21 protein-coding genes are annotated in these 26,589 nt (G+C 72.5%); 12 read left to right on the plus strand and 9 right to left on the minus strand.

The genetic code is table 11. From position 1 onward, the window contains the following. The first annotated feature begins 25 nt into the window (after window positions 1-25). The 3 genes from AAH979_RS17720 to AAH979_RS17730 all read left to right on the plus strand — a co-directional run bounded on the left by AAH979_RS17720 (window position 26) and on the right by AAH979_RS17730 (window position 3,063). Window positions 26-682 (plus strand): response regulator transcription factor, encoded by a 657-nt coding sequence (locus tag AAH979_RS17720; RefSeq protein ID WP_346259216.1) that lies wholly within the window; start codon window positions 26-28, stop codon window positions 680-682. Next, window positions 679-1,905, plus strand: coding sequence for a HAMP domain-containing sensor histidine kinase (locus AAH979_RS17725; protein WP_346259217.1), 1,227 nt, complete (start codon window positions 679-681; stop codon window positions 1,903-1,905). The genes AAH979_RS17720 and AAH979_RS17725 overlap by 4 nt, the downstream gene beginning before the upstream one ends. Window positions 1,906-2,151: 246 nt before the next feature. Next, complete coding sequence (locus tag AAH979_RS17730; protein WP_346259218.1) at window positions 2,152-3,063, plus strand: hypothetical protein; 912 nt, start codon at window positions 2,152-2,154, stop codon at window positions 3,061-3,063. A gap of 115 nt (window positions 3,064-3,178) precedes the next feature. Here AAH979_RS17730 and AAH979_RS17735 read toward each other — a convergent pair whose 3' ends face one another. Then, window positions 3,179-3,409: a hypothetical protein gene (locus tag AAH979_RS17735; RefSeq protein ID WP_346259219.1), complete on the minus strand. Its 231-nt coding sequence runs from the start codon at window positions 3,407-3,409 to the stop codon at window positions 3,179-3,181. A gap of 324 nt (window positions 3,410-3,733) precedes the next feature. On the opposite strand from AAH979_RS17735, the gene AAH979_RS17740 reads away from it, so the two are divergent. Then, window positions 3,734-5,245 (plus strand): helix-turn-helix transcriptional regulator, encoded by a 1,512-nt coding sequence (locus AAH979_RS17740; RefSeq protein ID WP_346259220.1) that lies wholly within the window; start codon window positions 3,734-3,736, stop codon window positions 5,243-5,245. A 10-nt stretch (window positions 5,246-5,255) separates the two neighbouring features. After that, complete coding sequence (locus tag AAH979_RS17745) at window positions 5,256-5,618, plus strand: hypothetical protein (protein ID WP_346259221.1); 363 nt, start codon at window positions 5,256-5,258, stop codon at window positions 5,616-5,618. A 96-nt stretch (window positions 5,619-5,714) separates the two neighbouring features. On the opposite strand, the gene galT is transcribed toward AAH979_RS17745, so the two are convergent. From galT to AAH979_RS17770, 5 genes are all read right to left on the minus strand, one after another. Next, window positions 5,715-6,794 (minus strand): galactose-1-phosphate uridylyltransferase, encoded by a 1,080-nt coding sequence (gene galT, locus AAH979_RS17750; protein WP_346259222.1) that lies wholly within the window; start codon window positions 6,792-6,794, stop codon window positions 5,715-5,717. Between the two features lie 48 nt (window positions 6,795-6,842). Next, window positions 6,843-7,622: a DeoR/GlpR family DNA-binding transcription regulator gene (locus tag AAH979_RS17755; protein ID WP_346259223.1), complete on the minus strand. Its 780-nt coding sequence runs from the start codon at window positions 7,620-7,622 to the stop codon at window positions 6,843-6,845. Next, window positions 7,622-9,655 (minus strand): beta-galactosidase, encoded by a 2,034-nt coding sequence (locus AAH979_RS17760; RefSeq protein WP_346259224.1) that lies wholly within the window; start codon window positions 9,653-9,655, stop codon window positions 7,622-7,624. The genes AAH979_RS17755 and AAH979_RS17760 overlap by 1 nt, the downstream gene beginning before the upstream one ends. 135 nt (window positions 9,656-9,790) lie before the next feature. Beyond that, on the minus strand, window positions 9,791-11,320 hold the full coding sequence (cysC, locus tag AAH979_RS17765) for an adenylyl-sulfate kinase (protein ID WP_346259225.1): 1,530 nt from the start codon (window positions 11,318-11,320) through the stop codon (window positions 9,791-9,793). Between the two features lie 126 nt (window positions 11,321-11,446). Next, the gene (locus AAH979_RS17770) at window positions 11,447-12,043 is read right to left on the minus strand and encodes a DM13 domain-containing protein (RefSeq protein WP_346259226.1); all 597 of its coding nucleotides are present in this window, start codon (window positions 12,041-12,043) and stop codon (window positions 11,447-11,449) included. A 163-nt stretch (window positions 12,044-12,206) separates the two neighbouring features. Between AAH979_RS17770 and AAH979_RS17775 the strand changes: the two genes are divergently transcribed. From AAH979_RS17775 to AAH979_RS17790, 4 genes are read left to right on the plus strand one after another with little or no spacing between them, the layout of a single operon-like run. Continuing rightward, window positions 12,207-13,199, plus strand: coding sequence for an ABC transporter ATP-binding protein (locus AAH979_RS17775; protein ID WP_346259227.1), 993 nt, complete (start codon window positions 12,207-12,209; stop codon window positions 13,197-13,199). Beyond that, window positions 13,196-14,080, plus strand: a complete 885-nt coding sequence (locus tag AAH979_RS17780) for an ABC transporter permease (RefSeq protein ID WP_346259228.1) — start codon at window positions 13,196-13,198, stop codon at window positions 14,078-14,080. Before AAH979_RS17775 ends, AAH979_RS17780 begins: the two co-directional genes overlap by 4 nt. Next, complete coding sequence (locus AAH979_RS17785; protein WP_346259229.1) at window positions 14,077-14,988, plus strand: ABC transporter ATP-binding protein; 912 nt, start codon at window positions 14,077-14,079, stop codon at window positions 14,986-14,988. Before AAH979_RS17780 ends, AAH979_RS17785 begins: the two co-directional genes overlap by 4 nt. A gap of 5 nt (window positions 14,989-14,993) precedes the next feature. Further along, on the plus strand, window positions 14,994-15,704 hold the full coding sequence (locus tag AAH979_RS17790) for an ABC transporter permease (protein WP_346259230.1): 711 nt from the start codon (window positions 14,994-14,996) through the stop codon (window positions 15,702-15,704). A gap of 156 nt (window positions 15,705-15,860) precedes the next feature. Here AAH979_RS17790 and AAH979_RS17795 read toward each other — a convergent pair whose 3' ends face one another. Continuing rightward, window positions 15,861-16,502: an N-acetylmuramoyl-L-alanine amidase gene (locus AAH979_RS17795; RefSeq protein WP_346259231.1), complete on the minus strand. Its 642-nt coding sequence runs from the start codon at window positions 16,500-16,502 to the stop codon at window positions 15,861-15,863. A gap of 240 nt (window positions 16,503-16,742) precedes the next feature. Then, complete coding sequence (gene ppc / locus AAH979_RS17800) at window positions 16,743-19,529, minus strand: phosphoenolpyruvate carboxylase (RefSeq protein WP_346259232.1); 2,787 nt, start codon at window positions 19,527-19,529, stop codon at window positions 16,743-16,745. A gap of 151 nt (window positions 19,530-19,680) precedes the next feature. On the opposite strand from ppc, the gene AAH979_RS17805 reads away from it, so the two are divergent. Beyond that, on the plus strand, window positions 19,681-20,736 hold the full coding sequence (locus AAH979_RS17805; protein ID WP_346259233.1) for a S66 peptidase family protein: 1,056 nt from the start codon (window positions 19,681-19,683) through the stop codon (window positions 20,734-20,736). 408 nt (window positions 20,737-21,144) lie between these two features. Here the strand turns inward: AAH979_RS17805 and AAH979_RS17810 are convergent, their stop codons facing one another. After that, window positions 21,145-21,942 carry a TetR/AcrR family transcriptional regulator C-terminal domain-containing protein gene (locus AAH979_RS17810; RefSeq protein WP_346259234.1) on the minus strand — a complete coding sequence of 266 codons (798 nt, stop codon included), beginning with the start codon at window positions 21,940-21,942 and terminating at the stop codon, window positions 21,145-21,147. A gap of 249 nt (window positions 21,943-22,191) precedes the next feature. Here AAH979_RS17810 and mfd point away from each other — a divergent pair, with 249 nt between their 5' ends. Continuing rightward, window positions 22,192-25,827 (plus strand): transcription-repair coupling factor, encoded by a 3,636-nt coding sequence (mfd, locus tag AAH979_RS17815; RefSeq protein ID WP_346259339.1) that lies wholly within the window; start codon window positions 22,192-22,194, stop codon window positions 25,825-25,827. A 13-nt stretch (window positions 25,828-25,840) separates the two neighbouring features. Further along, window positions 25,841-26,560, plus strand: a complete 720-nt coding sequence (locus AAH979_RS17820) for a hypothetical protein (protein WP_346259235.1) — start codon at window positions 25,841-25,843, stop codon at window positions 26,558-26,560. Window positions 26,561-26,589: the final 29 nt, after the last annotated feature.

Here is a 26,589-nt window from a genome sequence, read left to right on the forward strand (position 1 = left end):
ACCCGGTCCGGGTCACCATGGGCCGATGCGGATCCTGGTGGTGGAGGACGAACGGCTGCTCGCCGACACGGTGGCCCAGGGGCTGCGCCGGGACGCCCACGCGGTCGACGTGGTGCACGACGGCGGTGCCGCGCTGGAGCGGGTCGGCGTACACGACTACGACGTGGTGGTGCTCGACCGTGACCTGCCGGTGGTGCACGGCGACGAGGTCTGCCGGGCGATCGTCCGGCACGAGTCCCCGGTCCGGGTGCTGATGCTGACCGCCGCTGCCGGAATCGACGACCGGGTCACCGGGCTGGCCCTGGGCGCGGACGACTACCTGCCGAAGCCGTTCGCGTTCCGGGAACTGGCCGCCCGGGTGGCGGCGCTCGGCCGCCGGTCCCGGTCGGCCGCCCCACCGGTGCTGGAACGTGCCGGGGTACGCCTTGACCCGCACCGCCGCGAGGTCTACCGGGACGGCCGGTACGTCCCGCTGTCCCGCAAGGAGTTCGCGGTCCTCGCCGAGCTGCTCCGCGCCGACGGTGCCGCGGTCTCCGCCGAACGGTTGCTGGAGAAGGCCTGGGACGAGCACGCCGACCCGTTCACCCACGCGGTACGGATGGCGGTCCTCAAGCTGCGCCGCAAGCTCGGCGACCCGCCGATCGTGCTGACCGAGCCCGGAGTGGGGTACCGGATCCCGTGAGACGGCTCTCGCCGGCCAGGCTGACCATCCGGGCCCGGCTCACCCTGGTCTACGGCGGGCTGTTCCTGCTCGCCGGCGTGCTGCTGCTCGGCGTGACGTACGCCCTGATGTCGCAGCGGCTGCCGCAGAACTCCACCTTCACGGTCAACCGGGTCGGGCCGGCTCCCGGGGATCCGACGTCACCACCGGCGGCGGGCACGGACGGCACCGTCACCCCGATGATGGGCGGCGAGGTCGGGCTGCCGTCGGCGGACGAGATGAAGCAGGTGACCCAGGTGGCCGACCAGGCCCGGCAGGACGCCCTGGAGGCGCTGCTCACCCAGGGCGGGATCGCGCTGGTCGTGGTCGGTGCCGCCGCGACCGCCTTCGGCTGGCTGATCGCCGGCCGGCTGCTCCAGCCGCTGCACCGGGTCACCGAGACGGCCCGGCGGATCGCCAGCGCGCCGGACGCCGACCATGGCCTGCACGAACGGATCGCGCTGACCGGTCCACCGGACGAGATCAGGGAACTCGCCGACACCTTCGACCTGATGCTGGCCCGGCTGGACCAGGCGTTCGACAGCCAGCGGCGGTTCATCGGCAACGCGTCGCACGAACTGCGTACCCCGCTGACGCTGAACCGGACCCTGCTGGAGGTGATGGTCGTCCCCGAGTCGGCCTCGCCCGAGTTGCGCCAGCTCGGCGATACGTTGCTGGCGGTCAACGCCCGGCACGAACGGCTGATCGACGGGCTCCTGCTGCTGGCCCGATCGGAGCACGAGGTGGCCGAACGCTCCTATGTAGATCTGGCGGACGTGCTGGAACACGTCGTCGCGCAGGTGCCGCCCGGCCCGGTGACCGTACGCGCCGAGGCGGCCGAGGCGCCCACCACCGGCAGTTCGGTGCTGCTGGAACGACTGGTGCAGAACCTGGTCGAGAACGGCGTCCGGCACAACGTCCCCGAGCACGGCTGGGTACGGGCCGGCAGCGGTACCGGCCCGGACGGCACGGTCTGGGTCCGGGTGGAGAACACCGGGCCGGTGGTGGCGCGGTACGAGATACCGAGCCTCTTCGAACCGTTCCGGCGGCTCGGCGGCGACCGGCTCGCCAGCAACCCGCCCGGTGCCGGGCTCGGGCTGTCGATCGTCCGGGCGGTCGCCCGGGCACACGGCGGCACCGTCGAGGCCGAACCCCGACCCGGCGGCGGCCTGGTGGTCACGGTGACTCTCCGCACGGCGCGCTGACCGATTCGCCGCTGCCGGGTCATCGCCCGCGTCGGTCAGCGCCGCCGTGCATCGCCGCTGGCCGCCGAGCGCCCGGTCGCTGCTGTCGGTCACCGCGTAACCCCGGGCCACCCGGGCTGCTGGCGCCATTGTCCGGGGTTGATTGTCCGCTGTGCCGAGCCGAAGCCGGACAACCCGCAGCCGATTAGACATCGGGGCAGCGGGTCCGACGACGGGCCCCGCACCAGCAGCGGGAGGAATTCCACCATGATCAGAAATCTCGTCCGGCGGAGACGGCGTCTGCTTGCGGCGTCGCTCGGCGTACTGCTGACCCTGACGGCGCTGGTCGCCGGGGCGGCGGCACCGGCGGCGGCCGGGTCGGCGGACCGGGCAACGATCCAGGCCCCGACGCTCCGGTTCGACGCGATCTGGGAACCGGGCACCGACAACCGCGCCTGGGTGCACACCTGGACCGCCCAGGACCTGCTCGCCCGCAACAGCGAGCTGTTCAACCAGGGCTGGCGGATCGACTCGCTGACCGCGGTCAAGGACATCAACGGGGAGATGCGGTACAACGCGATCTGGAAGCCGGGCAGCGGTCTGAGCCCGGTCGTGATCGGCTGGACCGAGCAGCAGTTCTTCGCGCAGGTCTCGACGTACTGGAGCCAGGGCCTGCGGCCGTGGCGGATCAACCGCTACCGGCACGCCGGGAGCTTCCGCTACGACGCCATCTTCAAGCCGGGCACCGACGGCCGGCGGTGGGTCGTGGACTGGACCCGGGCGGACCTGTTGGCCGAGGACGCCAAGATGCGCGCCCAGGGCTACCGGTTGATCCAGGCGACCGGGGTGGCGCAGAACAACCCGATCAGCACCGACATCCGGTACGTCGGGATCTGGATGCCGGGCACCGACAGCCGGCCGACCCTGCTCGGCGGCACCTGGGACGAGATCTCGCAGGCGAACGGCAACCACTGGGTCAGCGGCTACCGGATGAAGTACCTGAGCAGCTATCTGACCAACACCGGCCTGGTGCGCTACGACGCGATCTGGGAGCCGGGCACCGACGGGCGGCCGGTCATCGCCGGCTGGAACGCCGCCGGCTTCGCCGCGAAGAACGCGGAGTTCTGGGCGCTCGGTTACCGGCCGACGGTGTTGCAGAGCTACCTCGGCCCGAACTGATCGACGGCCGGATAGGGGGCAGCGGCGTGCGGTAGAACCCGTGCGTCGCCGCCCCCGATCCCTGGGCGTCCAGTCCTGCGCGGCCGGGCCTCGCGCCCTCATTCGCGAATCGTCCCTACCCGTGGGGCGCTGGCGGCTCGGGACGACCGGCGTGCGTAATGCCGGTCAGCGAGCGCAGCCCGTCGGCCAGGCCACCCGCCTGGCGCGGCGACAGCACGAGTACGGCATACGGCTCGTTCGGGTCATCGGCGTCGTCGTAGGCCTCCACGAGGACCGTGGCGGGCGTACCCTCCGGCCGGCCCGGACCACTGACGAACGCGGCGAGCCGAAGCGGCTCATGACCCACGGGTTCGATGGTGTGCATGCGTGACATGTGAGTTCCGGTCGGATTGGCCGACGTGACCGGGCAGGGCGCCGAACACCAGGGCGGATGTGCCACGGAGTTGGTGGTCACTTCTCCTCCATCTCGTCCGAGCCATCCGCTCGCCCACGCCGGGCGGTGCGGGTGGCCATGCGATGTGCGTGTATCGAGGGTGCGCCCTGCGGACGGGTGGGCCTGTGCCGAGCGGAGTATGCGTGGCATGTATGGGTGGCATCGTCGTATGCACGTAGGGTGATAAGCGATCCGTAGATGTGAGGGAGTCACGTCCACGATGAGTCGGGCATAGCCATGACGAACCGAACCGTGCGCTACTGCCGTTGCGGCACCCGCCTCGCCCGAGACAACCGGCAACATCAGTGCGCGGCCTGCCAGTCGAAGACGCGTGGTCTCGCGGCCGGCCCGCCAGACGTACCCGCCAACTTCTGGGACACGGATGAGATGCGGGATGCCCTCGCAACCTGGAACATGGGACAGGTCATCGCCGCCTATCGGCATCATCGCTTCCACGGCCGAACGATCCGGCAGGAGATCGTCGCCGGCTGGGTGGGCATCACCCAGGCTCAATTGAGCCGGATTGAGGGTGGATCAGCGATGAAGGACCTGGACAGGCTCGCGCAGTGGGCGAGGACACTCGGCATCCCGTCCGGCCTACTCTGGTTCAAGCTGCCGGAGCAGTCTCCACGCTGCGGGGCCGACGAGCAGGTCGGGCGCCATCCCGAGGCAGGCGGGGGTGGAGATGGGCAGGACCATGCCCGTGAGACATCATCGGGGGTCGAGGATATGCGCCGCCGCGAGCTACTGCGCCTGCTGAGCCTTGCCGCACCGGCCCTGACGACGGCTGGCCTGGCGGAGCGGCTCGACCTGGACCGGCTGGAGTACGTCGCCGCCGAACCGCGACGGCTGGACGCGGCAGCCTTGGATGCGTACGGGGCGGTGAACCGTCAACTATGGATGGCGTTCGGTTCGGCCAAGCGCAAGAGCACCGTCTTGCCGCTGGTCTCGCGGCAGCTCGACACCTTGTTCGGTGCGCTGCGCGAGGCGCGCGGGACCGCGACCCGCAGCCACCTCTGCGCTCTCGGCAGCGAGCTTCTCCAACTTGCCGGAGAGGTGCTCTTCGACGGCAACCACTATGTCGACGCCGCCAACTGCTATGTCTCGGCGGCCGTTGCCGGTCGGGAGGCGAACGACTTCGACCTGTGGGCCTGTGCCATGACCAGGCACGCCTTCATCAGCGTCTACGAGCGACAGCCTGCGCACGCTCTTCCCATGCTGGACGGCGCCGGCCGAATGGCGGCGCACGGTGATGCGGCGCTCTCCACGAAGTACTGGATCGACGCCGTCCTCGCGGAGGCTGCTGCTGGTGTCGGCGATCTGGACTCGTGTGCGCGTGCGCTCGACCGGGCGGAACGTGTGGCCGGACTGGGCGGCCAGTTCCAGAACGGCGGGTGGCTCCGGTTCGACGGCTCACGCCTGGCGGAGCAACGGGGCACCTGTTATGTCCAGCTCCGGCGGCCGGATCTTGCGGAGCCCGCTCTCCTGGAAGCCCTCGACAAGGATCTTTCCCTCCGCCGTCACGGCGGCGTACTTGTCGATCTCGCCCATGTCGGGGCGCAGCTTCGGGACCCTGATCGCCTGGTCATGTACGCGGACGCGGCCCTCGTCGTCGCCCGGCAGACCGGATCAGGTGTCGTCACGCGTAGGCTCCACGGGCTGCGGAGACAGTTGGGATCACTCACCGTCGATCGACATGTCGGTCGGATCGACCGCGAGATCGGCCAGATCGCCGACCAACGACAGTGAGGAGCAGCGCATGCCAGACGAGCCGGGGCGGGCTTTCCGGGAGGCGTGGATCGCCGGTGTCCACCGGCACTACCCGGGTGAGCCGAAGCCGGGGTACGTCGCACCGTGGGCGGAAACCCCCGACTGGGAGCGGGCGAGCGCGGCGGCCGTCGAGGCGCAGGTGCGTGCCTTCGTCGCTGCCACGGGTGGCCGTACCGCCAGGCTGAGCCGCGAGCAGAAGGGCCGGTTCGTCGCGCTCTGCTGGATCGGCCAGATCCTCAAACACTTCCCCGATCCGAAGCCGGCGTACGTGGCGGACTGGCCGGATCTGCCGCCGTGGCAGCGGGAGACCGACGCCGACATCTTCGAGAGCATCGAGCAGGGTGGACGTTGAGCAGTCCGTTGCGCTGTCGGAAAGCTCGTTGAACCACGGCATGTGATGCTTCCAGCCCATGGCCCGGCCCCGATGAAGCGGGTCGGCATGCGGGGCTCAGCCGGCGTCCCGGAGCAGTTGGGCGGCCCGTTCCGGCGCGATGTCGTTGATGAAGACCCCCATCGCCGACTCCGAGCCGGCCAGGTACTTCAGCTTGTCGGCCGCCCGCCGGATGCTGAACACCTCCAGGTGCAGGTGGGCCAGGGCCGGATCGGCGTGCACCGGCGCCTGGTGCCAGGCCGAGATGTACGGCAGCGGCTGGTCGAAGAGCCGGTCGAGCCGACGCAGCAGGTCCAGGTAGAGCGGGCCGAAGGCGTCCCGCTCGGCGTCGTCCAGCGCCGGGATGTCCGGTACCGGCCGGTGCGGCGCGACGTGTACCTCGAACGGCCAGCGGGCGGCGGCCGGCACGTACGCCGTCCAGTGCTCGTTGGCCAGTACCACCCGCTCCCCGGCGGCCCGCTCGGCGGCGAGTACGTCGGCGTACAGGTTGCGCCCGCCGGTGCGTTCCGCGTGCCGCCGCGCGGCGGCCAGCATCGCCCGGCTGCGCGGCGGCAGGAACGGGTACGCGTAGATCTGGCCGTGCGGGTGGTGCAGGGTCACCCCGATCTCCACCCCCCGATTCTCGAAGCAGAAGACCTGCTCCACCCCGGGCAGTCCGGAGAGCGCGGCGGTACGGTCGGCGAGCGCCTCCAGCACGGTACGCACCCGGCTCGGCGGCAGGGTGCCGAACGACGCCGAGTGGTCGGCGGTGAAGCAGACCACCTCGCACCGCCCCGTCCCCGGCCGCACCGCCGTGTACGGGGTGATCTGGCCGGGCGGGTCACCGGGCCGGTCGCTGAAGGACGGGAAGCGGTTCTCGAAGACCACCACGTCGTAGTCGTAGGCCGGGATCTCGCTGGAGCGCTCCGGTGTGGACGGACACAGTGGGCACTGGTCGCTCGGCGGCAGGAAGATCCGGCCCTGCCGGTGCGCGGCGACCGCGACCCACTCGTCGACCAGCGGGTCGTACCGGAGCTGCGAGGCGGGCGGTGGCAGCGGCAGGTCACGCCGGTCCGGTCCCTCCCGCACCGCGTCCGGGTGCTCGTCGAAGTAGATCAACTCGCGCCCGTCGGCCAGTTTGACCGCCATCCGCCTCACGGCGCCACCTCACAGAACAGCCTCACGGTGTTACCTCACAGAACAGCCTCACGGTGTTACCTCACAGAGCAGTAGATCCGGTACGTGCGTCCCGAGGACCTCCCGGGCCGGTTCGGGCAGGCCGGTGTCGGAGACCACGGTGTGCGCCTCGGCCAGTTCGGCGAAGGACGAGATGCCGACCGTCGCCCACTTGGTGGAGTCGGCGAGCACCACCAGCCGGTCCGCCGCGGCCAGCAGCGCCCGGTTGGTCTCCGCCTCCAGCAGGTTCGGGGTGGTGAACCCGGCCCGCTCGCTCATCCCGTGCACCCCGAGGAAGACCAGGTCCAGGTGGAGCGAGCGGATGGTGGCCACCGCCACCGGCCCGACCAGCGCGTCGGACGGGGTGCGTACCCCGCCGGTGAGCACCACCGTCTGGTCCGGCCGGCCGGACCGGTGCAGGATCTCGGCGACCGGGATCGAGTTGGTGACGACGGTCAGCGCCGGTACCCCGGCCAGCCGGCGGGCGAGTTCGGCGGTGGTCGTACCCGCGGAGAGCGCGACCGCCATCCCGGGGGCGACCAGTCGGGCGGCCTCGGCCGCGATGGCGGCCTTCTCGGCGCGCTGCCGCACCGACTTGGCCGCGAAGCCCGGCTCGTCGGTCGAGCCGGGCCCGGCGGTGGTCGCCCCGCCGTGCACCTTGGCCAGCAGGCCGCGTTCGGCCAGCGCCTCCAGGTCGCGCCGGATCGTCATGTCGGAGACGCCGAACTCGCCGGCCAGCTCGGTCACCCGGACCCCGCCGGCGGTGCGGACCCGGTCGAGGATCGCCTCCTGGCGCTGCTGGGCCAGCATCAGGCTGTCCCGTTCAGTTCCGGCTCCGGCCGCTGCGCCAGCACCGCGACGCCGTGCGGCTCGACCCGGGTCGGCCCGGCCCACCGGGTGCCGGTCAGCAGGTCGGTCCCGGCCGCGTCGACCTCCGCCGGCCGGTCGGAGCGGTTGAGCAGGAAGAGGTACGACCGCCCGTCCGGGTGCCGTCGCCGGATCTGCTCCACTCCGGGTACGGCCGGCCCGGCCGGAGCGGCACCGGCCTCGCCGGCGACCCGGGCCAGCAGCCGGCCCAGCGCGGCCTGCTCCAGCCGGGTGCCGAGATACCAGGCCGCCCCGCCGTCCCCGGCCCGCCGGGTGACCGCCGGGCCGCCAGCGACCGGCCCGTTGTCGTAGCTGACCAGCACCTCGGCGTCCGGTGCGGCCAGCGCCTCGGTCCAGACCGCCGCCGAGGTGCCGTCGTCCAGGCGTACCGTGCCGGCGGCGGGGAGCGGGTAGAACTCCTCGACCCGGATGCCGAGCAGCTCGGCGAAGGCGCCCGGCAGCGGGGCCGGGCGGACCCGGTCGCACTCGTCCACCAGTCCGCTGTACGGGCCGACCACCAGGGTGCCGCCGGAGCGGACGTACCCGGTCAGGTTGCCGATCGCGGCGTCGTCGACCAGGTAGAGCGCGGGGGCGAGCACCAGCTTGTAGCCGGTCAGGTCGGCGCCGGGCGGGGCCAGGTCGGCGGTGATCCCGGCCCGCCAGAGTGCGCTGTGCCAGCGGCGGATCTCGTCGAAGGCCGCCATGTCGGTGCTCGGCTGGTTGGCCGCCTCCTGGGCCCAGACGGATGAGTAGTCCAGCAGTACCGCGACCTCGGCCTCGGTGCGGGAGCCCTCGATCTCGGCCAGCGCCCGCAGGTGCCGGCCGAGCTGGACCACCTCGCGCCAGATCTTGGAGTCGGTGCCGGCGTGCGGCAGCATCGCCGAGTGCCACTTCTCCGAGCCGGCCCGGCTGGCCCGCCACTGGAAGAAGAGCGCCCCCTCGGAGCCCCGGGCGACGTGCGCCAGCGCGTCCTGGATCAACTGCCCGGCCGGCTTGGCCAGGTTGCGCGGCTGCCAGTTGACCGCGCTGGTGGAGTGCTCCATCAGCAGCCACGGGCCGCCGGCCAGCGACCGGCTCAGGTCGGCGGCGAAGGCGATCTGGGCCGGCGGTTCGAGCGGATGCTCGCCGAGCAGGTAGTGGTCGTTGGAGAGCAGCCGGTCCGGGCCGGTCAGCTCCCGCCCCCAGGCCCAGTAGTCCAGGTTGACGCAGCTCGCCGTCATCAGGTTGGTGGTCACCGGGATCCCGGGGGAGAGCCGGTGCAGTGCGTCGCGTTCGGCGGTGAAGCAGGCCAGGTGCTCGTCCGAGCTGAACCGCTTGAAGTCCAGCACCTGGGCGGGGTTGGACGAGGTCGGGGTGGCCCGGGGCGGCTGTATCTGCGCCCAGTCGGTGTAGGTCTGCGACCAGAACGCCGTACCCCAGGCCGCGTTGAGGCCGTCGAGGTCGCCGTACCGGTGCCGCAGCCAGCCGCGGAACGCCTCGGCCGAGGTGTCGCAGTAGCAGTGCGCGTTGTGGCAGGCGTACTCGTTGTGCACGTGCCAGACGGCCAGCGCCGGGTGGTTCGCGTAGCGCCGGCCGAGCTGCTCGGTCAGCGCCACGGCGGCCTGGCGGTAGACCGGTGAACTGGCGCAGATCGCCTGCCGGCTGCCGTACGTCAGCCGCCGCCCGTCCGCGTCCACCGGCAGGGTGTCGGGGTGGGCGTGGGAGAACCAGGGCGGTGGCGAGGCGGTGGCGGTGGCCAGGCAGACCTTGATCCCCCCGGCGTGCAGCATGTCCATGATCCGGTCCAGCCGGTCGAAGTCGTACCGCCCGGGAGCCGGTTCGAGCCAGGCCCAGGCGAAGACACCGACGGTGACCAGGGTGACCCCGGCCTGCCGCATCAGTGCCACGTCCTGCGGCCAGACCTCCTCGGGCCACTGCTCCGGGTTGTAGTCCCCGCCGTAGCTCAGGCCCTCGACGCCTCGCACCAGACCGCTCACACCGCCTCCAACGCGCTCGCACGTAATCCAACAGATACGAACACTAGCGCCCAGCCGGCGGTCAGGGTAAGGGTGCGATGCGGCGACGGGCCCTCCCCGGTTCGGCGGAACCGGGGCTCGGGCGGCTCAGGCGGCTCAGGCGGGTTGCAGGCGGGACTCGACCCAGCCGGTCTCGGTCAGGTGCGCGAGCAGCAGGTGCACGCACTCCTCCACCGTGAGGTCGGTGGTGTCGAGTACCAGGTCGGCATCGGTCGGCTCCTCGTACGGGTCGTCGACGCCGGTCATCCCGGTGAGCTGGCCGGCCCGGGCGCGGGCGTACAGGCCCTTGCGGTCCCGCTGCTCGCAGACCGCCAGCGGGGTGGCGACGTGCACCAGCACGAATCCGGCCCCGGCCGACCGGGCCATCTCCCGGGCGATCGCCCGGGCCCGGGCGTACGGGGCGATCGGGCAGCAGATGGCGAGACCCCGGTGCCGGGCGACCTCGGCGGCGACCCAGCCGATCCGGCGTACGTTCAGGTCCCGGTCGGCCCGGCTGAAGCCCAGCCCGGCGGAGAGTTCCCGGCGGACCACGTCACCGTCGAGCAGGGTGATCGTGCGGTCCCCGCTCTCCCGCAGCGCGTCGGCCAGCCCCCGGGCGATGGTCGACTTGCCCGAGCCGGAGAGCCCGGTGAAGAAGACCACCAGACCCCGGTGCCGGCGGGGCGGCCGGGCCCGGGTCAGCTCCTTGGCGACCGTCGGCGGGGTGTGCCACTCCGGCAGCGGGAAGCCCCGGTCGAGCAGGTCCTCGATCTCCTCCTGGCCGAGCGGCAGCCGCCGGTTGCGCGGCGGGATGTCGTCCCGCCACCGCCACTGGCCGTCCCGGTTGTCGTAGGCCAGCTCGCGGGGGACCAGCATGCGCAGCCCGCCGCCGGTGAGCATCTCGGTGGTGGAGAGGACGTGGGTCACCCCGTAGGCCCGGGCCACCCGGGCCCGGAGCAGCGCGTCCCAGATGTCGTCGCCGCGCCGGGCGACCGGCACCGCGACGATGGTGGCCGGGGGCATCCGGTCCCGGGCCCCGAAGATGCTCCGGACCAGCACCTCCGGCGGCAGCCCGTCCGGGCCGGTGTTGGCGACCGGGATCAGGATGAGCAGGTGGGCGGCGAGCGTCCGGACCGCGTGGGCGATCTGCGCGAGCTGCGGCCGGTGCAGCGGCCGGTCGGCGATCACCCCGAGCACCCGGCCCGGTGGCAGCAGCTCCCGGACCTCGGCCGGGCTCCGGCGGAGCCGCTGGAACGGGCCGTGGCCGCCGTCGCCGATCCGGCGTACCGGGCCGCCGACGCCGCACCAGCCCTGGGTGGTGGGCCAGAGGTCGGCGACCTCCAGCAGCGCGGTCGGTGCCCCCTCCGGGTCGGTCAGGACCAGGCCGCGCTCGACCGGATTGTTCAGGTCGATGCCGCTGACCAGGTCCGCCGGGACCTGGAGGGTCACCGGTACCGGCCAGGAGGAGCCGTCGGCGAGCCGGCCGCGCCGGGCCACCGAGGCCAGGTCGGCCCGGCCCATGAAGCCGGTGAGCGGTGCGTACGCTCCGGAGAGCAGCAACTCCAGGTCGGCCAGTTCATACGGGCGCGGCGTGTACGCCGGAGCGTCACGCAGCAACTCATCGGGCAGCACCCACCCGTTGCTCATCGCACCCCCAACTACCCGGCCGGCCGGCACACAGTTTCTCAGCCGGCCGCCGATCGGTCGAGACCGCCACTCCCGTTTGGACGCCTGGATCGGTAGCGCCGTGTTCGGTCGGTGGCCACCAGGAGGTTACCCAACCGGGCGGAGTTCGGCGGCGCCGAAGGAGACCGCGAAGCGCCGGCACCAGATCGAGACGCTACGCAGCCGGTCGAGGTCGGCGCCGGCCGGGATGGCGTACGCCTGGTCGCCCCGGTTTCCCTTCAGCCGGCCCAGTTCGACCCAGCGGCCGTCGTCGAAGACGTGCCAGCCGGCCGTACCCTCCCGCACGGGCTGGTCGGTGAGCCAGACCCGCAGGTCGGGGCCGTTGGAGGTGTCGAGGTCCACGAGTTCCAGCCGGTGACCGCCGGCCGGGTCCCGGACGATCCGGGCCGTTCCGCTGGTCCGGTGCTCGTGGGTGACGAACCCGCCGCTGCTGACCAGCACCGGCCGGGCGGCATCGGCAGCGGTCGCGGCCGGCGGGGGCGGGGTCGACGGGCCGGTGGAGCCGGTTCCGGGTGCCGGGGTGCCGGCCGGCGGTCCCGGCGCCGGCTCGGTGAGCCGCTCGGCGACGTCCCGGTCGACGACGATCTTCCACGGCTGGAACCAGTAGCCGCCGAAGACCGCGACGGCGACGAGTACGGCGGCGACCGCCCAGGCCAGCGGGGAGCGGAGCAGGCGACGTGACATGACGCCAGTCAACCCGGTCGCGGGCGGACCGGCGCCCCGCACCGGTTACGAAAGTCTTACCCCGGCCCCTAGGGGAGGCGGTCGCCGGCGCCCGCCGATTCGGGGGTACTTCCAGGGTGGTTTCCTGACCTCCGGGACGTGCCGTCGGCCCTACCCTGGCAGCGTGACAGTGATCGCGACCCAGTCGCTGACCAAGACGTACGGCAATCGGGTGACCGCGTTGTCCGACCTGACGGTCACCGTCGAGCCGGGCATCGTCGGTCTGGTCGGAGCCAACGGTGCGGGCAAGTCGACCTTTATCAAGATCATGCTCGGCCTGCTGGAGCCGACCGGCGGACAGGCCCGGGTGCTCGGCCTCGATCCGATGGTGGACGGGCACCAGGTCCGGGCCCGGGTCGGCTACATGCCGGAGCACGACTGCCTGCCGCCGGACCTGTCGGCCGCGGAGTTCGTCACGCACATGGGACGGATGAGCGGGCTGCCCAAGACGACCGCCCGGGAGCGGGCCTCCGAGACGCTGCGGCACGTCGGCCTCTACGAGGAGCGCTACCGCCAGGTCGGGGGCTACTCCACCGGCATGAAACAGCGGGTCAAGCTGGCCCAGGCGCTGGTGCACGACCCGGACCTGCTGCTGCTCGACGAGCCGACCAACGGGCTGGACCCGGCCGGCCGGGACGCCATGCTCGCCCTGATCGAGCGGATCGGCACCGAGTTCGGCATCTCGGTCCTGGTCTGCTCGCACCTGCTCGGCGAGGTCGAACGGATCTGCGACGCGCTGGTCGCGATCGAGGGCGGCCGGCTGCTCCGGTCGGCACAGCTCTCCGACATGACCGCGGTGACCGAGGTGCTCTCGGTCGAGGTGAGCGAGGGCACCGACGAGCTGGCCGCCCGGCTGGCCGCCGCCGGCCTGCCGGTCCGGCGGGACGGCCGAATGCTGCTCGTACCGCTGGTCGAGGCGGAGCCGGCCGGCGCGCAGGCGCGGGACTCGGCACTCGACAGCACGTACGACCTGATCCTGACCGCGGTGGCCGAGCTGGACCTGCCGCTGCACCGGCTCGACCAGCGGCGGCACCGGGTCGTCGAACTCTTCGCCACCGATCCGGCCCGGGTTTCCGAGCCGATCGGTGCCGGCACGGCCCTGGAGGGCACCAGATGACCACCCTCGACACCCCGCAGACCGAGCGACCGGCCGGGGTCATCCACGACATCGGCTACCAGCGGTACGACGGTCCCCGGCTCGGCCGGCGGCACCTGGTCGGCGCGCTCTACCTGCACAGCCTGCGTACCGCCTTCGGGCTCGGGCGCACCATCAAGGCCAAGATCTTCCCTTGGCTGATCGTCGGGGTGGTCGGGGTGGTCGCCGCGGTGCTGGTCGCGGTCCGGGCCCAGACCGGCACGGCGGCGCTGAGCTACGCCGAGTTCCCCGAGGTGCTCAGCGTGCTGATCATCTTCTTCTGCGCCATCGTCGCGCCGGAACTCGCCTCCCGGGACCTGCACAGCGGGGTGCTGCCGCTCTACTTCGCCCGCCCGCTGCACCGCTCGGACTACGCGGTGGTCAAGCTGGCCGCGCTGGTCTCGGCGACGTTCCTGACCATCGGGGTACCGCTGACGGTGATGTTCGCCGGTGCCGCGTTCATGGTCGACGGCATCGGGGCGGTCTGGGACGAGCTCGGGGATTTCCTGCCGGCGCTCGGCTACGTTGCCGTACACGCGATCATCTACTCCGTGCTGGCGCTGCTGGTCGCCTCCCTGGTCCGGCGCCGGGCCGTCGCCGCCGGGGCGATCGTCGGCGCGTTCCTGCTGACCACTCCCGTGGTCGGGGTGCTGTCGGTGATGCCGTACGAGGCGGCGAACCAGCTCGCCGGGCTGGCCAGTCCGGTCACCCTGGTCGGCGGGATCGGGGACTGGGCGTTCGAGGCGAGCGGTGACCTCGACATCGGCTCGTACGGCCCGCTCTACGGCCTGGTCGCCGTCGGGTTCGTCGTCGCCGGAATCCTGCTGCTGCTCGCCCGCTACCGGAAGGTCGCCGCCCGATGAGTAACGTGGAACTGGCCGGAGTCTCCCGCTGGTACGGCAACGTGGTGGCCGTCAACGACGTGTCGATGAGCCTCGGTGCCGGGGTGACCGGCCTGCTCGGGCCGAACGGCGCCGGCAAGACCACCGTGCTGCACATGATGGCCGGCTTCCTGGCCCCCTCGAAGGGCACGGTGACCCTGGACGGCGAACCCACCTGGGGCAATCCGGCGGTCTACCGGCAACTCGGCCTGGTCACCGAGCGCGAGTCGGTCTACGACTTCCTCAGCGCGTACGAGTTCGCGGTGGCCAGTGCCCGGTTGCACCGGCTGGCCGAGCCGGAGGCGGCGGCCCGGCGGGCGATCGAGCTGGTCGAGCTGACCGACGCGCAGGACCGCCGGATCGGCACGTACTCCAAGGGCATGCGCCAGCGGGCCCGGGTCGCCGCCGCGCTGGTGCACGACCCGCAGGTGCTGCTGCTGGACGAGCCGTTCAACGGGATGGACCCGAGGCAGCGGCTGCACATGATGGAGCTGCTGCACTCGCTCGGTGAGCAGGGCCGGACGATCCTGTTCAGCTCGCACATCCTGGAGGAGGTCGAGCAGGTCTCCGGCACCGTCCAGGTGATCGTCTCGGGCCGGCTGGCCGCCTCCGGCGACTTCCGGACCATCCGGCGGCTGATGACCAACCGGCCGCACGTCTTCGCGGTGCAGTCCAGCGACGACCGGCGGCTGGCGGTGGAGCTGATCGGCCAGCCCTCGGTGAACGGGGTGGACGTGACCCGGGACGGGCTGACCGTCCGGGCCGGCGACTACGGCAGTTTCACCCGGGCCCTGCCGAAGATCGCGCTGGCCTCCGGCATCCGGGTACGCCGGCTGCTGCCCTCGGACGAATCCCTGGAGAGCGTGTTCTCCTACCTGGTGGAGGCGTGACGCCCATGACGACTGTTACCTGGATCACCGCACGCGGGCTGCTCGGCCGGCGCCGGTTCCTGCTGCTCTTCCCGCTGCCGGTGCTGCTGGTCGGGCTCGCCGTGCTGGCCCGGGCGACCGGGATCGCCCCGACCGAGTGGGGTCAGCCGGTCGTCTACGGGCTCGGGCTCGGTGTGGTCCTGCCGGTCACCGCGCTGATCGTCGGCACGGCGGTGCTCGGCTCCGAGATCGACGACGGCACGCTGCTGCACATCCTGACCAAGCCGCTGCCCCGGTGGCAGATCGTGCTGCCGAAGCTGGCCGTGGCGGCCGGGGTCAGCGCGCTGACCGTCGCCGTACCGCTCTACGTCGCCGGGGTGCTGGTCGAGTCCGTACGCTTCGGGCTCGGGCTGGCCGCCGCGAGCGCGGTCGGCGCACTGGTGTACTCGGCGTTCTTCCTGGCCCTGAGCCTGCTGACCCGCCGTCCGGTGCTGCTCGGCCTGGTCTACGTGCTGATCTGGGAGGGCCTGCTCGCCAACATCGTCAGCGGTACCCGGGTGCTGTCGGTGCAGCACTACGTGGTGACCCTGACCGACCGGATCGCGCCGACGGCGCTGCTGGACGGGTCGGTGTCGCTGCCGGTGGCGATCGTGATGAGCGCGGTCTTCACGGTCGGCTTCACCCTGCTGGCGATCCGCCGGCTGCGCAGGTTCAGCGTGGCCGGCGAGACGAGCTGACCGACGAGGAGCCGTGGGGCCGGTTCGGGCCCGCCGGTACCGGTCGCGGGAGTGCGTCGGCAGGTGGGTGCGCCGCGACGTGCGCGGGTTCCCGCCGCCTCGCCTCGGCGAGACCGGTGTCCGGCGGCGCCCGACCGACGCCCCACGGCTACCTGATCAGGCGAGGCCGAAGTACCGGGCGATTCCCCGGGCGTGCCCGACAGCGAGCGCCTGCCGGAAGTCCGCGCGGGCGAGGAGGGCGGCGTCGGCGGCCCGGTCGATGAAGAGGTTCTCGGTGAGTACCGCCGACATCGCGGTTTCCCGGAGAACCTGGAAGTTGGCCGTCTTCTGGCCGCGATCCGTAACCGAGCCGACGGTGCGGGCGTTGCTCAGCACGGCCGCGTGCACCTCGTCCTGCAGGCGCAGGGTCGCGGCGCCGGCACTGGGATAGACGTAGCTTTCGAAGCCGGTGCCGCCACCGGCGTTGATGTGGATGCTCACGAAGATGTTGGCGCCCCAGGAGTTGGCGTCGCTGCTGCGGTAGCTCAGGCTGCGGGTGATGTCCGTGGTGCGGGACATCCGGATCGAGACGTCCCAGTTGCTCTGTAGGACTGTGCGGGTGCGCAGCGCGATGTCGAGGGTCAGGGCCTTCTCCTGGAGGCCGTTGCCCACCGCGCCGGGGTCGGTGCCGCCGTGTCCCGGGTCGAGGTAGATCTTCGGCGGTGCGGCCTGGGCGGGGCTGGCGAGCAGCGGCGCGGCCGCGATCCCGGCGACCGCGGCCAACAGGGTGCGTCTGCGCACGAGGGGTGTGCCGGACATGGGTTCCTCCCGGGGGTGAGGGGGTGGACGATGCCGAACCACGGGTGGTGGAGACGGGTGGGGGTTGCCGTCTGGTCGCGCGTCCGGGAGAAACGCCACGGCCCCGTCACCGATGGGCGAGGGGCCGATAATTTTCACTGGCCGACGCGATGGCGTAAATTTTCGACATCAAGTCGCGTCGATGTCAAGACCCGTTCCTCGATTTTCGCCCGGGTCGGCTCCGACGGCCCTGCCAGCGGCTCAGCCGGTGTTGCGCATGCCGGCGGCGATGCCGTTCACGGTGGTGAGCAGGGCCCGTTCCAGCGCCGTACCGTCGCCGGGAGCACGCCGGCCGCCCGGAGCGGTGGCCACGGCCCGCCCGGCGGCGCCCGAGTCGCGGTACTGCCGCAGCAGCGCCACCTGGAGGTGGTGCAGCGGCTCCAGGTAGGTGTCCCGGACGGCCAGGGTGCGTTGCAGCACCGGGGAGTTCTCCAGCAGCGCGGGGGAGGCGGTGATGGCCAGCACCTCCTGCTTGGTCAGCTCGTACTCCGCCTCGATCATGTGGAAGATCGGGTGCAGCGGCTCCGGGACCAGGGTCTCGACGTACCGGCGGGCGATGTTCAGGTCGGTCTTGCTCAGCATCATCTCGACGTTCGACAGGAACGTGCCGAAGAAGTGCCAGGCCCGGTGCATCTCGGCCAGGATGTCGGCCATCCCGGCCTCGCGGGCGGCGGCCAGCCCTGACCCGACGCCGAACCAGCCGGGGACGATCTGCCGGGTCTGGGTCCAGCCGAAGACCCACGGGATGGCGCGCAGCCCGGCCAGCCCCGCCCCGGTGTTCGGCCGCTTCGCCGGCCGGGAGCCGATGTTGAGCGCGCCGAGCAGCTCGGTCGGGGTGGAGGCCCAGAAGTACGCCGGCAGGTCCGGATTCTCCACCAGTGACCGGTAGCGCCGGTAGGCGGCACCGGAGACCACGTCCATGGTGGCGTCCCAGCGGTCCAGCGCCTCGGCGGGCTGCCGGGGAGTGGTGTGCAGCAGCGTGCTCTGCAACACCGCCGCCAGGGTCAGCTCCAGGTTCTCCCGGGCCAGCGAGGGCAGGGTGTACTTGTCGGAGATGACCTCACCCTGCTCGGTCACCTTGATCTCGCCGTCCAGCGTGCCGTACGGCTGGGCGAGGATCGCCTCGTGGGTGGGGCCGCCGCCCCGGCCGACCGTACCGCCCCGGCCGTGGAAGAGCCGCAGCCGTACGTTGTGCCGGGCGGCCACGTCCCGCAGCGCGCGCTGGGCCCGGTGGATGGACCACTGCGAGGTGGTGATCCCGGCCTCCTTGTTGGAGTCGGAGTAGCCGAGCATCACCTCCTGCACGTCGCCCCGGGCCGCCACGATCGCCCGGTACGCCGGCAGCGACAGCATCTCGTCGAGGAGTTCGCCACCGGCGTCCAGCTCGGCCGGGGTCTCCAGTAGCGGCACGAAGCCGACCCGGGCCCGGCCGGTGTGCACGTCGACCAGCCCGGCCTCCCGGGCCAGCACCACGGCGGCGAGTACGTCGTCCACGCCGAGCGTCATCGAGATGATGTACGACTCGATCACCTCGACGCCGAACCGTTCCTGCACCTCGCGGATGGTGCCGAAGACGTCGAAGGTCTTCCGGGCCGGCTCGGTCAACGGGGTGTCCATGGTGGAGAGCGGGCGGCGGCCGGTCAGTTCCTCGGCGAGCAGCTTGGTCCGCTCGGTCCGGCTCAGCGATGCGTAGTCCGGCACCTCGCCGACCTGCGTGTAGAACTGGGAGAGCACCACGTGGTGCGCCTCGGCGTGCTCCCGGATGTCCATCGTCGCCAGGTGCGGCCCGAAGGCGGCGACGGTGCGGATCGCCGAGGCGAGCCGGCCGACGGCGGTGAGCTGGCCGGAGTTGCGGGCCAGCGAGGCGCGCATCAGCTCCAGGTCGGCGAGCAGGTCGGCGGAGCCCCGGTAGTCCCGCCCCGGCACGTGCGGGGTGCCCTGGTTGAGCCGGCGCCGGGTGTTGGCCAGCTTGGCCCGGACGCACCGGGCCTTGAGCCGGTACGGCTCCTCGGCGTTGACCCGGCGGAACCGGGGGGCCACCTCGGGGAGCGCGTCCAGGTCCTTGGCGAGGCTGGCCGAGAGGTCGAGGCTGACTCCGCGCAGCCGGCGGGAGACCGAGATCTCGTTGATCAGCGCCTCCATCGCCGCCTCGGTCGCCTGGATGCCGTGCTCGTACTGGATCAGCAGTACGTCCCGGGTGACCTGCGGGGTGACGAACGGGTTGCCGTCCCGGTCGCCGCCGATCCAGGTGCCGAAGGTCAGCGGCCGGGCGGTCGGCGCGGTCTCCACGCCCAGTCCGCGCAGCGTGTCAGCCAGGTCGTCGAGCACCTGCGGCGCCGCCTCGGCGTAGAGGTCGCGCAGGTAGTAGATGGCGTTGCGGGCCTCGTCGGTCGGGTCCGGCCGGTCGAGCCGCAGCTCGTCGGTCTGCCAGAGCAGGTCGAGCAGTTCGGCGAGGCGCCGGCTGGCCGGGCCCTCGTCGCTGGCCCCGTAGAGGATCGCGGCGGCGGCCTCGGCGTCGAGTTCGTCGGCGACGGCGCGCAGCTTGGAGAGGATCGACCGGCGGGCCGCCTCGGTGGGGTGGGCGGTGAAGACCGGCCGGACGGAGAGCCGGCGGGCGACCGAGGCGATCTCCTCGGGCGGCACCCCGCGCTCCCGGATCAGCCGGGCGGCCTGGTCGAGCCAGCCGCCGTGTACGGCCCGCTGCCGGCGCAGGTCCCGGGACCGGTGCACCTGCTCGGTGATGTTGGCCAGGTGGAAGTAGGTGGAGAAGGCCCGGGCCAGCTTGGTGCCGGTGGTCACGTCCATCGCGCCGAGCCGCTGGGCGGCGGCCTCTGCGTCGTGCCGGACCAGCGCGCGGACCTCCTCGACCAGGTCGAGCAGGGGCGGGCCCTCCTGGCGGGCCAGGGTCTGGCCGAGGAGCTTGCCGAGCCGGCGGATGTCGGCCCGCAGCGCGGCGTCGGGCCCGTCGTGATCATGCTGGTCGGTCACCGTGCGCTCCTTGATCGAGTACGGAGGACAGCGTTGTCCGACACCGTGGATGTTATCGGCGGCCGGTCCCGGAACGCTAACGAGGCTCGTGCCGTGATCGTTAGCTTGCTCACGCCCCGCCCGCGCGCTGCCTGGCGACTAGCCTGTCGGCATGTCCGAGCCGTCCGGTCCGACGCCGCACTACCCGCCGAAGCCCCGACCGGGGGACCGGGTCGCGGTGGTCTCGCCCTCCGCCGGCCTGCCGGGGCTCTTCCCCGAGGTGTACGAGCTGGGGCTGCGCCGGCTGCGCGCCGAGTTCGACCTGGTCCCGGTCGAGTATCCGACCACCCGGGTGCTGGACGCCGACCCCCGGGACCGGGCCCGGGACCTCACCGCCGCCTTCGCGGACCCGTCGATCACGGCGGTGCTGGCCACCATCGGCGGCGAGGACCAGATCACCGTCGTCCCGCATCTGGACGACGCGGTGCTCCGGGCCAACCCGAAGCCGTTCTTCGGCTACTCGGACAACACCAATCTGCTGGCGCACCTCTTCGACCTGGGCGTGGTCGCCTACCACGGCGGCTCGGTGATGGTGCACCTCGGCCGGGGCGGCGCGACGCATCCGGTGACGGTGGAATCGCTGCGTACGGCGCTGTTCGGCAGCGGCTGGCACGAGCTTCCCGAGGTCGCCGAATACACCGACGAGTCCGGTGACTGGCGTGATCCGGCCGGGCTGGACCGGGCCCCGACGATGTTCCCGGCCTCCGGCCGGCGCTGGTACGGCCCGGAGCGGCTGGTCGAGGGGCGGATCTGGGGCGGCAACCTGGAGGTGCTCTCCTGGCTGCTCCGGGCCGGCCGGGTCGGCTCGAACGGGGCGTACGCCGGCTGCGTGCTGCTGATCGAGACCTCCGAGGAGCTGCCCCCGGACGTCGAGGTGTACCGGATCCTGCGGGACATGGGGGAGCGCGGGCTGCTCGGCGGTTTTCCCGCCGTACTGGTGGGCCGGGCGAAGGCCTGGGATTTCGCCCGCCGGCACACCCCGGAGCAGAAGCGGGCCTACGCCGACGCCCAGCGGGCCGCCGTGCGCCGGGCCTGCGTCGAGTACGCCCCCGATGCCGTACTCGTCTTCGACCTGGAGATCGGGCACACCGACCCGCAGCTCGTCGTCCCGTACGGCGGCGAGGTCCGCCTCGACGCGGCGGCGAAGCGGATCAGCGTCCGCTACTGACCGGCTGTCGGCCGATGGCTCTCGGGCCGCAGCCGGACGCCGCGATGGGCGAGCGGACGGACCAACCGGACCGCCGAACCTGGTGGCACCACCTCCGCGCGTCGACTGTCGAGCTGCCCCGCTTGCGCTCCCACCGCCGGACGAAGACCTGTGCTCCCGCCGCCGGATGTAGCGGAGCCGGATGTAGCGGAGCCGGATGTAGCGGAGGCGGATGTAGCGGAGGCGGATGAAGCGGAGCTGCTGACTGCCCCGTCTGTGCACCCAGCTCGACAGTGCGCGCGGGGGAGTATGCCGGCCCGGCTGGCCACGCACTCGTCGGCCGCTTCACCCCCGGCGGATCCCCGGTGCCACCCGCGTCCGGGTCGACCGGACCGAGCCGCCCGGTCAGCGGCGGCAGCGGCGGCCCGGTCAGCGGCCGCCGGATTCGACGGTGCGCTGGATGCCGTCGAGCAGTAGGCGCAGCCCGAACTGGTAGGCGTCGGCCATCGCGTCGGGGGTGTCGACGAACCCGCCGGCCTCCCAGGTGCGGTTCATCGCCGGGTAGCGCGCGACGTCGAAGTGCTCCGCCCAGAACGAGTCCCGGTCCGACCACCACTCGTCGGTCGACTGCCCGGTGGCCCGCTCCAACTGGTCGGTCTCGGCCTGCTGCCGGGCGGCGGCGTCGACGAAGGTGACGATCGCGTTTCCGGCGGCGACCGTCTGCCGGGCCGGCAGGCCGAGATCGGTCAGGGCCGCCAGCAGGTACTCCTGCTGGGCGAGCAGTCCCGGCCCGAGTGGTGGGCGGACGGTGGAGACCTCCCGGAGCCACGGGTGGCGCTGGTACATCGCCCGGGTCCGCTCGGCGTACAGCTCGATCCTGGCCCGCCAGCCCACCCGGCGTACGTCGTCCGGGCCTGGCAGGTCGCGTTCGGTCATCACCCCGTCGACCATCAGGTCGATCAACTCGGCCTTGCCCGGGACGTACGTGTAGAGCGACATCGTGCCGACGCCCAGTTCCTCGGCGACCCGGGCCATCGACATGGTGGCCAGGCCCTCCCGGTCGGCGAAGGCGATCGCGCCCTGCCGGATCTGCCGCACCGTCAACCGGGGAGGGCGGCCCCGAGCGGGCTTGCCGGTGGCTCCCGGAGCGCCGGGCGACGGCTGGGCGGTCCAGAGCAACGCCAGGGTGCGGTCGGGATCCCCGCCGCCGCTGCGCTCCACCGACATCGTCCGCCTCCTCTCGGGTACGGCCCGAATGTTACTTCCCGTACCCAATACGCGAATGGCCAGCCGGCGACCGGCGCGGGTACCGGCCGTGGCACCGGGTTTGTCGGGCGCAGGGGATAGGCTTGACGGCGGCGTTGAGGAGGGGCCTCCCGGCACGGCAACGCCCCGGGTCCTGCCTCACCCCGCACCCCCCGCCCGGATCGGGCGTGGGGCACTTTCCGCGTGCCCATCTGCAAGGTTGTGATCTGCGTGCTCACCGGTCTGCTCACCGCCGCGCTCCGCGATCCCGCGCTGGCCCGGGCCCGCTCGTTGGCCCGCACCGGCGGCGCGGACGCCGACGGGCTCGACCTCACCGCCCCGCCCGCGCTGCGGCCCTTCCTGGTCGCCGCCGTGGCCGCGGGCGAGGAGGCGGGCGGCGCCGGGCGCCCGGTGCTCGCCGTCACCGCCACCACCCGGGAGGCCGACGACCTGGCCGGCGCGCTCGGCAGTCTGCTGCCGCCGGAGCAGGTCGTGGTCTATCCGGCCTGGGAGACCCTGCCGCACGAGCGGCTCTCGCCCCGCTCCGACACCGTCGGCCGGCGGCTCGGCGTGCTGCGCCGGCTGGCCCACCCTGATCTCGCCGAGCACGCCGGCCCGGTCCGGGTGGTCGTCGCCCCGGTCCGCTCGGTGTTGCAGCCGCAGCTCAAGGGGCTGGGCGACCTGGAGCCGGTCCGGCTCGCCGCCGGGGCCGAGGCCGGGCTGGAGGAGACCGCCCGCCGCCTCACCGACCTGGCGTACGCCCGGGTGGACCTGGTCACCAAGCGCGGGGAGTACGCCGTCCGGGGCGGCATCCTGGACGTCTTCCCGCCCACCGACGAGCACCCGTCCCGGGTCGAGTTCTGGGGCGACGAGGTGGAGGAGATCCGCACCTTCGCCGTCGCCGACCAGCGGACCATCGAGGCGGTACCGGCGCTCTGGGCGCCACCCTGCCGGGAGCTGCTGCTCACCGAGCCGGTCCGGCAGCGGGCCGCCGAGCTGGCCGAACAGCACCCGGAGCTGGCCGAGATCCTGGACAAACTCGCCGAGGGGATTCCGGTCGAGGGGATGGAGTCGCTCGCCCCGGCCCTGATCGGCAGCGACTCGCTCGAGCTTCTCCTGCACTGCATGCCGGCCGGCAGCCACGTGCTGCTCTGCGACCCGGAGCGGATCCGGACCCGGGCGCACGACCTGGTGCGTACCTCGGCGGAGTTCCTGGAGGCGAGCTGGGCCGCGGCCGCCGTCGGGGGCCAGGCCCCGGTGGACCTCGGCGCCGCCGCCTTCAAGACCCTGGCGGAGGTACGCGCCACCGCCGCCGCCCTGCGCCAGCCCTGGTGGTCGGCGTCGCCGTTCGGATTGGTCGAGGCAACCCCCGGGCCGGCCGCGACCGTCGAACCGTGGGCGGTGGAGCCGGAGCCCGAGGTGACGGTGGTGCCGGACACCGGCGAGTCGCTGGCCCTGGCTGCCCAGCCGGTGCCGCTCTACCACGGCGAGACGGCCCGGGTGGTCGACGATCTGTTGCGCTGGGTCGGCGACGGCTGGGGGGTGGCACTGGTCTTCGAGGGGCACGGGCCGGCGCAGCGCGCCGTCGAGGTGCTCCGGGACGCCGGGCTCGGCGCCGCGCTGACCGAGAGCGTGCCGACCCCGCCGGCCGCCGGTGAGCTGATCGTCACCTGCGGCTCGCTCAACCACGGCTTCCTGGACACCGCGTCCCGGGTCGCGGTGGTGACCGGCAACGACATCACCGGTGGCCGGGGTTCGTCGACCCGGGACATGCGCAAGATGCCGAGCCGGCGGCGCAACACCATCGACCCGCTGGAGCTGCGGGCCGGCGACTACGTCGTGCACGAGCAGCACGGCATCGGCCGGTACGTCGAGCTGGTCCAGCGCACCGTCAACGGCGCCGACCGGGAATACCTGGTCATCGAGTACGCGGCCAGCAAGCGCGGCCAGCCCGGTGACCGGCTCTTCGTCCCCACCGACCAGCTCGACCAGCTCTCCCGGTACGTCGGCGGCGAGGCGCCCACCCTGCACAAGATGGGCGGCGCCGAGTGGCAGAAGGCCAAGGCGCGGGCCCGCAAGGCGGTCCGGGAGATCGCCGCCCAGCTCGTCCAGCTCTATGCCGCCCGCAAGGCGTCCAAGGGGCACGCCTTCGCCCCGGACAGCCCGTGGCAGCGGGAGCTGGAGGACGCCTTCCCGTACACCGAGACGCCGGACCAGCTCGCGGCGATCGAGGAGGTCAAGCGGGACATGGAGCAGTCGATCCCGATGGACCGGCTGATCTGCGGCGACGTCGGGTACGGCAAGACCGAGATCGCGGTCCGGGCCGCGTTCAAGGCGGTGCAGGACGGCAAGCAGGTGGCGGTGCTGGTCCCGACCACGCTGCTGGCCCAGCAGCACTACAACACCTTCGCCGAGCGGATGGGGCAGTTCCCGGTGCAGATCCGGCAGCTCTCCCGGTTCCAGACCCCGAAGGAGGCCGAGGCGACCCTGGCCGCCGCCGCCGACGGCAGCGCGGACATCGTGATCGGCACCCACCGGCTGCTCCAGTCGGCCACCCGGTTCAAGTCTCTCGGCATGGTGGTGGTGGACGAGGAGCAGCGGTTCGGGGTGGAGCACAAGGAGCACCTGAAGACGCTGCGTACCGCCGTGGACGTGTTGACCATGTCGGCGACGCCGATCCCGCGGACCCTGGAGATGGCGATCACCGGCATCCGGGAGATGTCGACCATCGCCACCCCGCCGGAGGAGCGGCACCCGGTGCTGACCTTCGTCGGGGGGTACGACGACAAGCAGGTCGCCGCGGCGATCCACCGCGAGCTGCTCCGCGACGGCCAGGTCTTCTACCTGCACAACCGGGTCGAGTCGATCGACCGGGCGGCCCGGCGGATCCGGGAGCTGGTGCCGGAGGCCCGGGTCGCGGTCGCGCACGGCCAGATGGGCGAGGACGCCCTGGAGAAGGTCATGGTCGGCTTCTGGGAAAAGGAATACGACGTCCTGGTCTGCACCACGATCGTGGAGTCCGGCATCGACATCCCGAACGCCAACACCCTGATCGTGGAGCGGGCAGACCTGCTCGGGCTGGCCCAGTTGCACCAGATCCGGGGCCGGGTGGGCCGGGGCCGGGAGCGGGCGTACGCCTATTTCCTCTACCCGCCGGAGAAGCCGCTGACCGAGCACGCGCACGAGCGGCTGGCCACCATCGCCCAGCACACCGAGCTGGGCGCCGGGATGTACGTGGCAATGAAGGACCTGGAGATCCGGGGCGCCGGCAACCTGCTCGGCGGCGAGCAGTCCGGGCACATCGAGGGGGTCGGGTTCGACCTCTATGTCCGGATGGTCGGCGAGGCGGTGCAGGCGTTCAAGGGTGAGGCGCCGGAGGAGGAGGTCGACATCAAGATCGACCTTCCGGTCGACGCGCACCTGCCGCACGACTACATCGGGGTGGAGCGGCTCCGCCTGGAGATGTACCGCAAGCTCGCGCAGGCCCGGGACGCCGACCGGCTGACCGAGGTGGTGGCCGAGATGACCGACCGGTACGGCGAGCCACCCGAGCAGGTCGCCAACCTGGTGGCGGTGGCCCGGTTCCGGCTGCTGGCCCGGGCGTACGGGCTCACCGACGTCTCGGCCCAGGGCCGGCACCTGCGGTTCTCCCCACTGCCGTTGCCGGACTCGAAGCAGCTCCGGCTCAAGCGCTACCACCCGGACGCGGTCTACAAGTCGGCGACCGACCAGGTGAGCGTGCCGCGCCCGACGACCCGGCGGATCGGCGGCGAGCCGCTGCGTGACCAGGCGCTGCTGGACTGGTGCGCGCGACTCCTCCGCGACGTGCTGGGTGACCCCGTGCCCGCGTCGCCGAGCGCTGCGTGAGAGAGTGTCGAGCATGCAGCGTGCCCGTCGTCTGGCTTCGATCGCGGTCATTGCCGTTCTCGGCACCACCGTCCTGTCCGCCTGCCGGTCCGACTCCAGCGTCGCCGTCTACCTCGGGGACAAGAAGATCACCGAGGACGAGGTGACCTCGGTGCTCGACGACGTCCGGAGCAAGGTGCCGCCGGGTGGGCACGAGCCGGGCGCCACGCCCGCGCCGGACGCCCCCGAGCTGAAGGCGCCGACCCGGGCCCAGGTGGTCGGCACCCTGGTGATGCGGGAGGTCTGCCTCAAGCTCGCCGCCGACAAGGGCTTCAAGCCGTCGGAGCAGGCCCCGATCGAGGAGGTCGCCCGGGCGACCGGCCTGCCGGCGGACTCGCGCTACGCGCGGCTCTTCTCCGAGCTGGACGCCTGCCGGGCCGGCATTCCGGTGAGCCAGCCGGTCGCCCCGACCCAGGATGAGCTGATGGACGTGGTGGCCCGGGGTCGGGCCGCCGGGGTGATCCCGCCGGACGCCAAGGACGGCGAGGCTGGGCAGCAGCTCGACGGTGACGTGCTGCGGCGCGCGCTGGCGATGCGCAACACCCTGACCGAGGCGCTGAACAGCTCCGACGTCACGGTCAACCCGCGCTACCGGCCGCTGGAATACCCGGTACTGACCTTCTCGGACAGCAGCCCGGCGCTGGTCGTGCCGATCGGCCAGTCCGGCGCCGACACCGTGGTCGACGCCCGCTGAGCGGCGCCCGACCCACCGCCCACGCCACC

It is taken from the genome of Plantactinospora sp. ZYX-F-223, assembly GCF_039649625.1.
GTDB lineage: Bacteria > Actinomycetota > Actinomycetes > Mycobacteriales > Micromonosporaceae > Plantactinospora.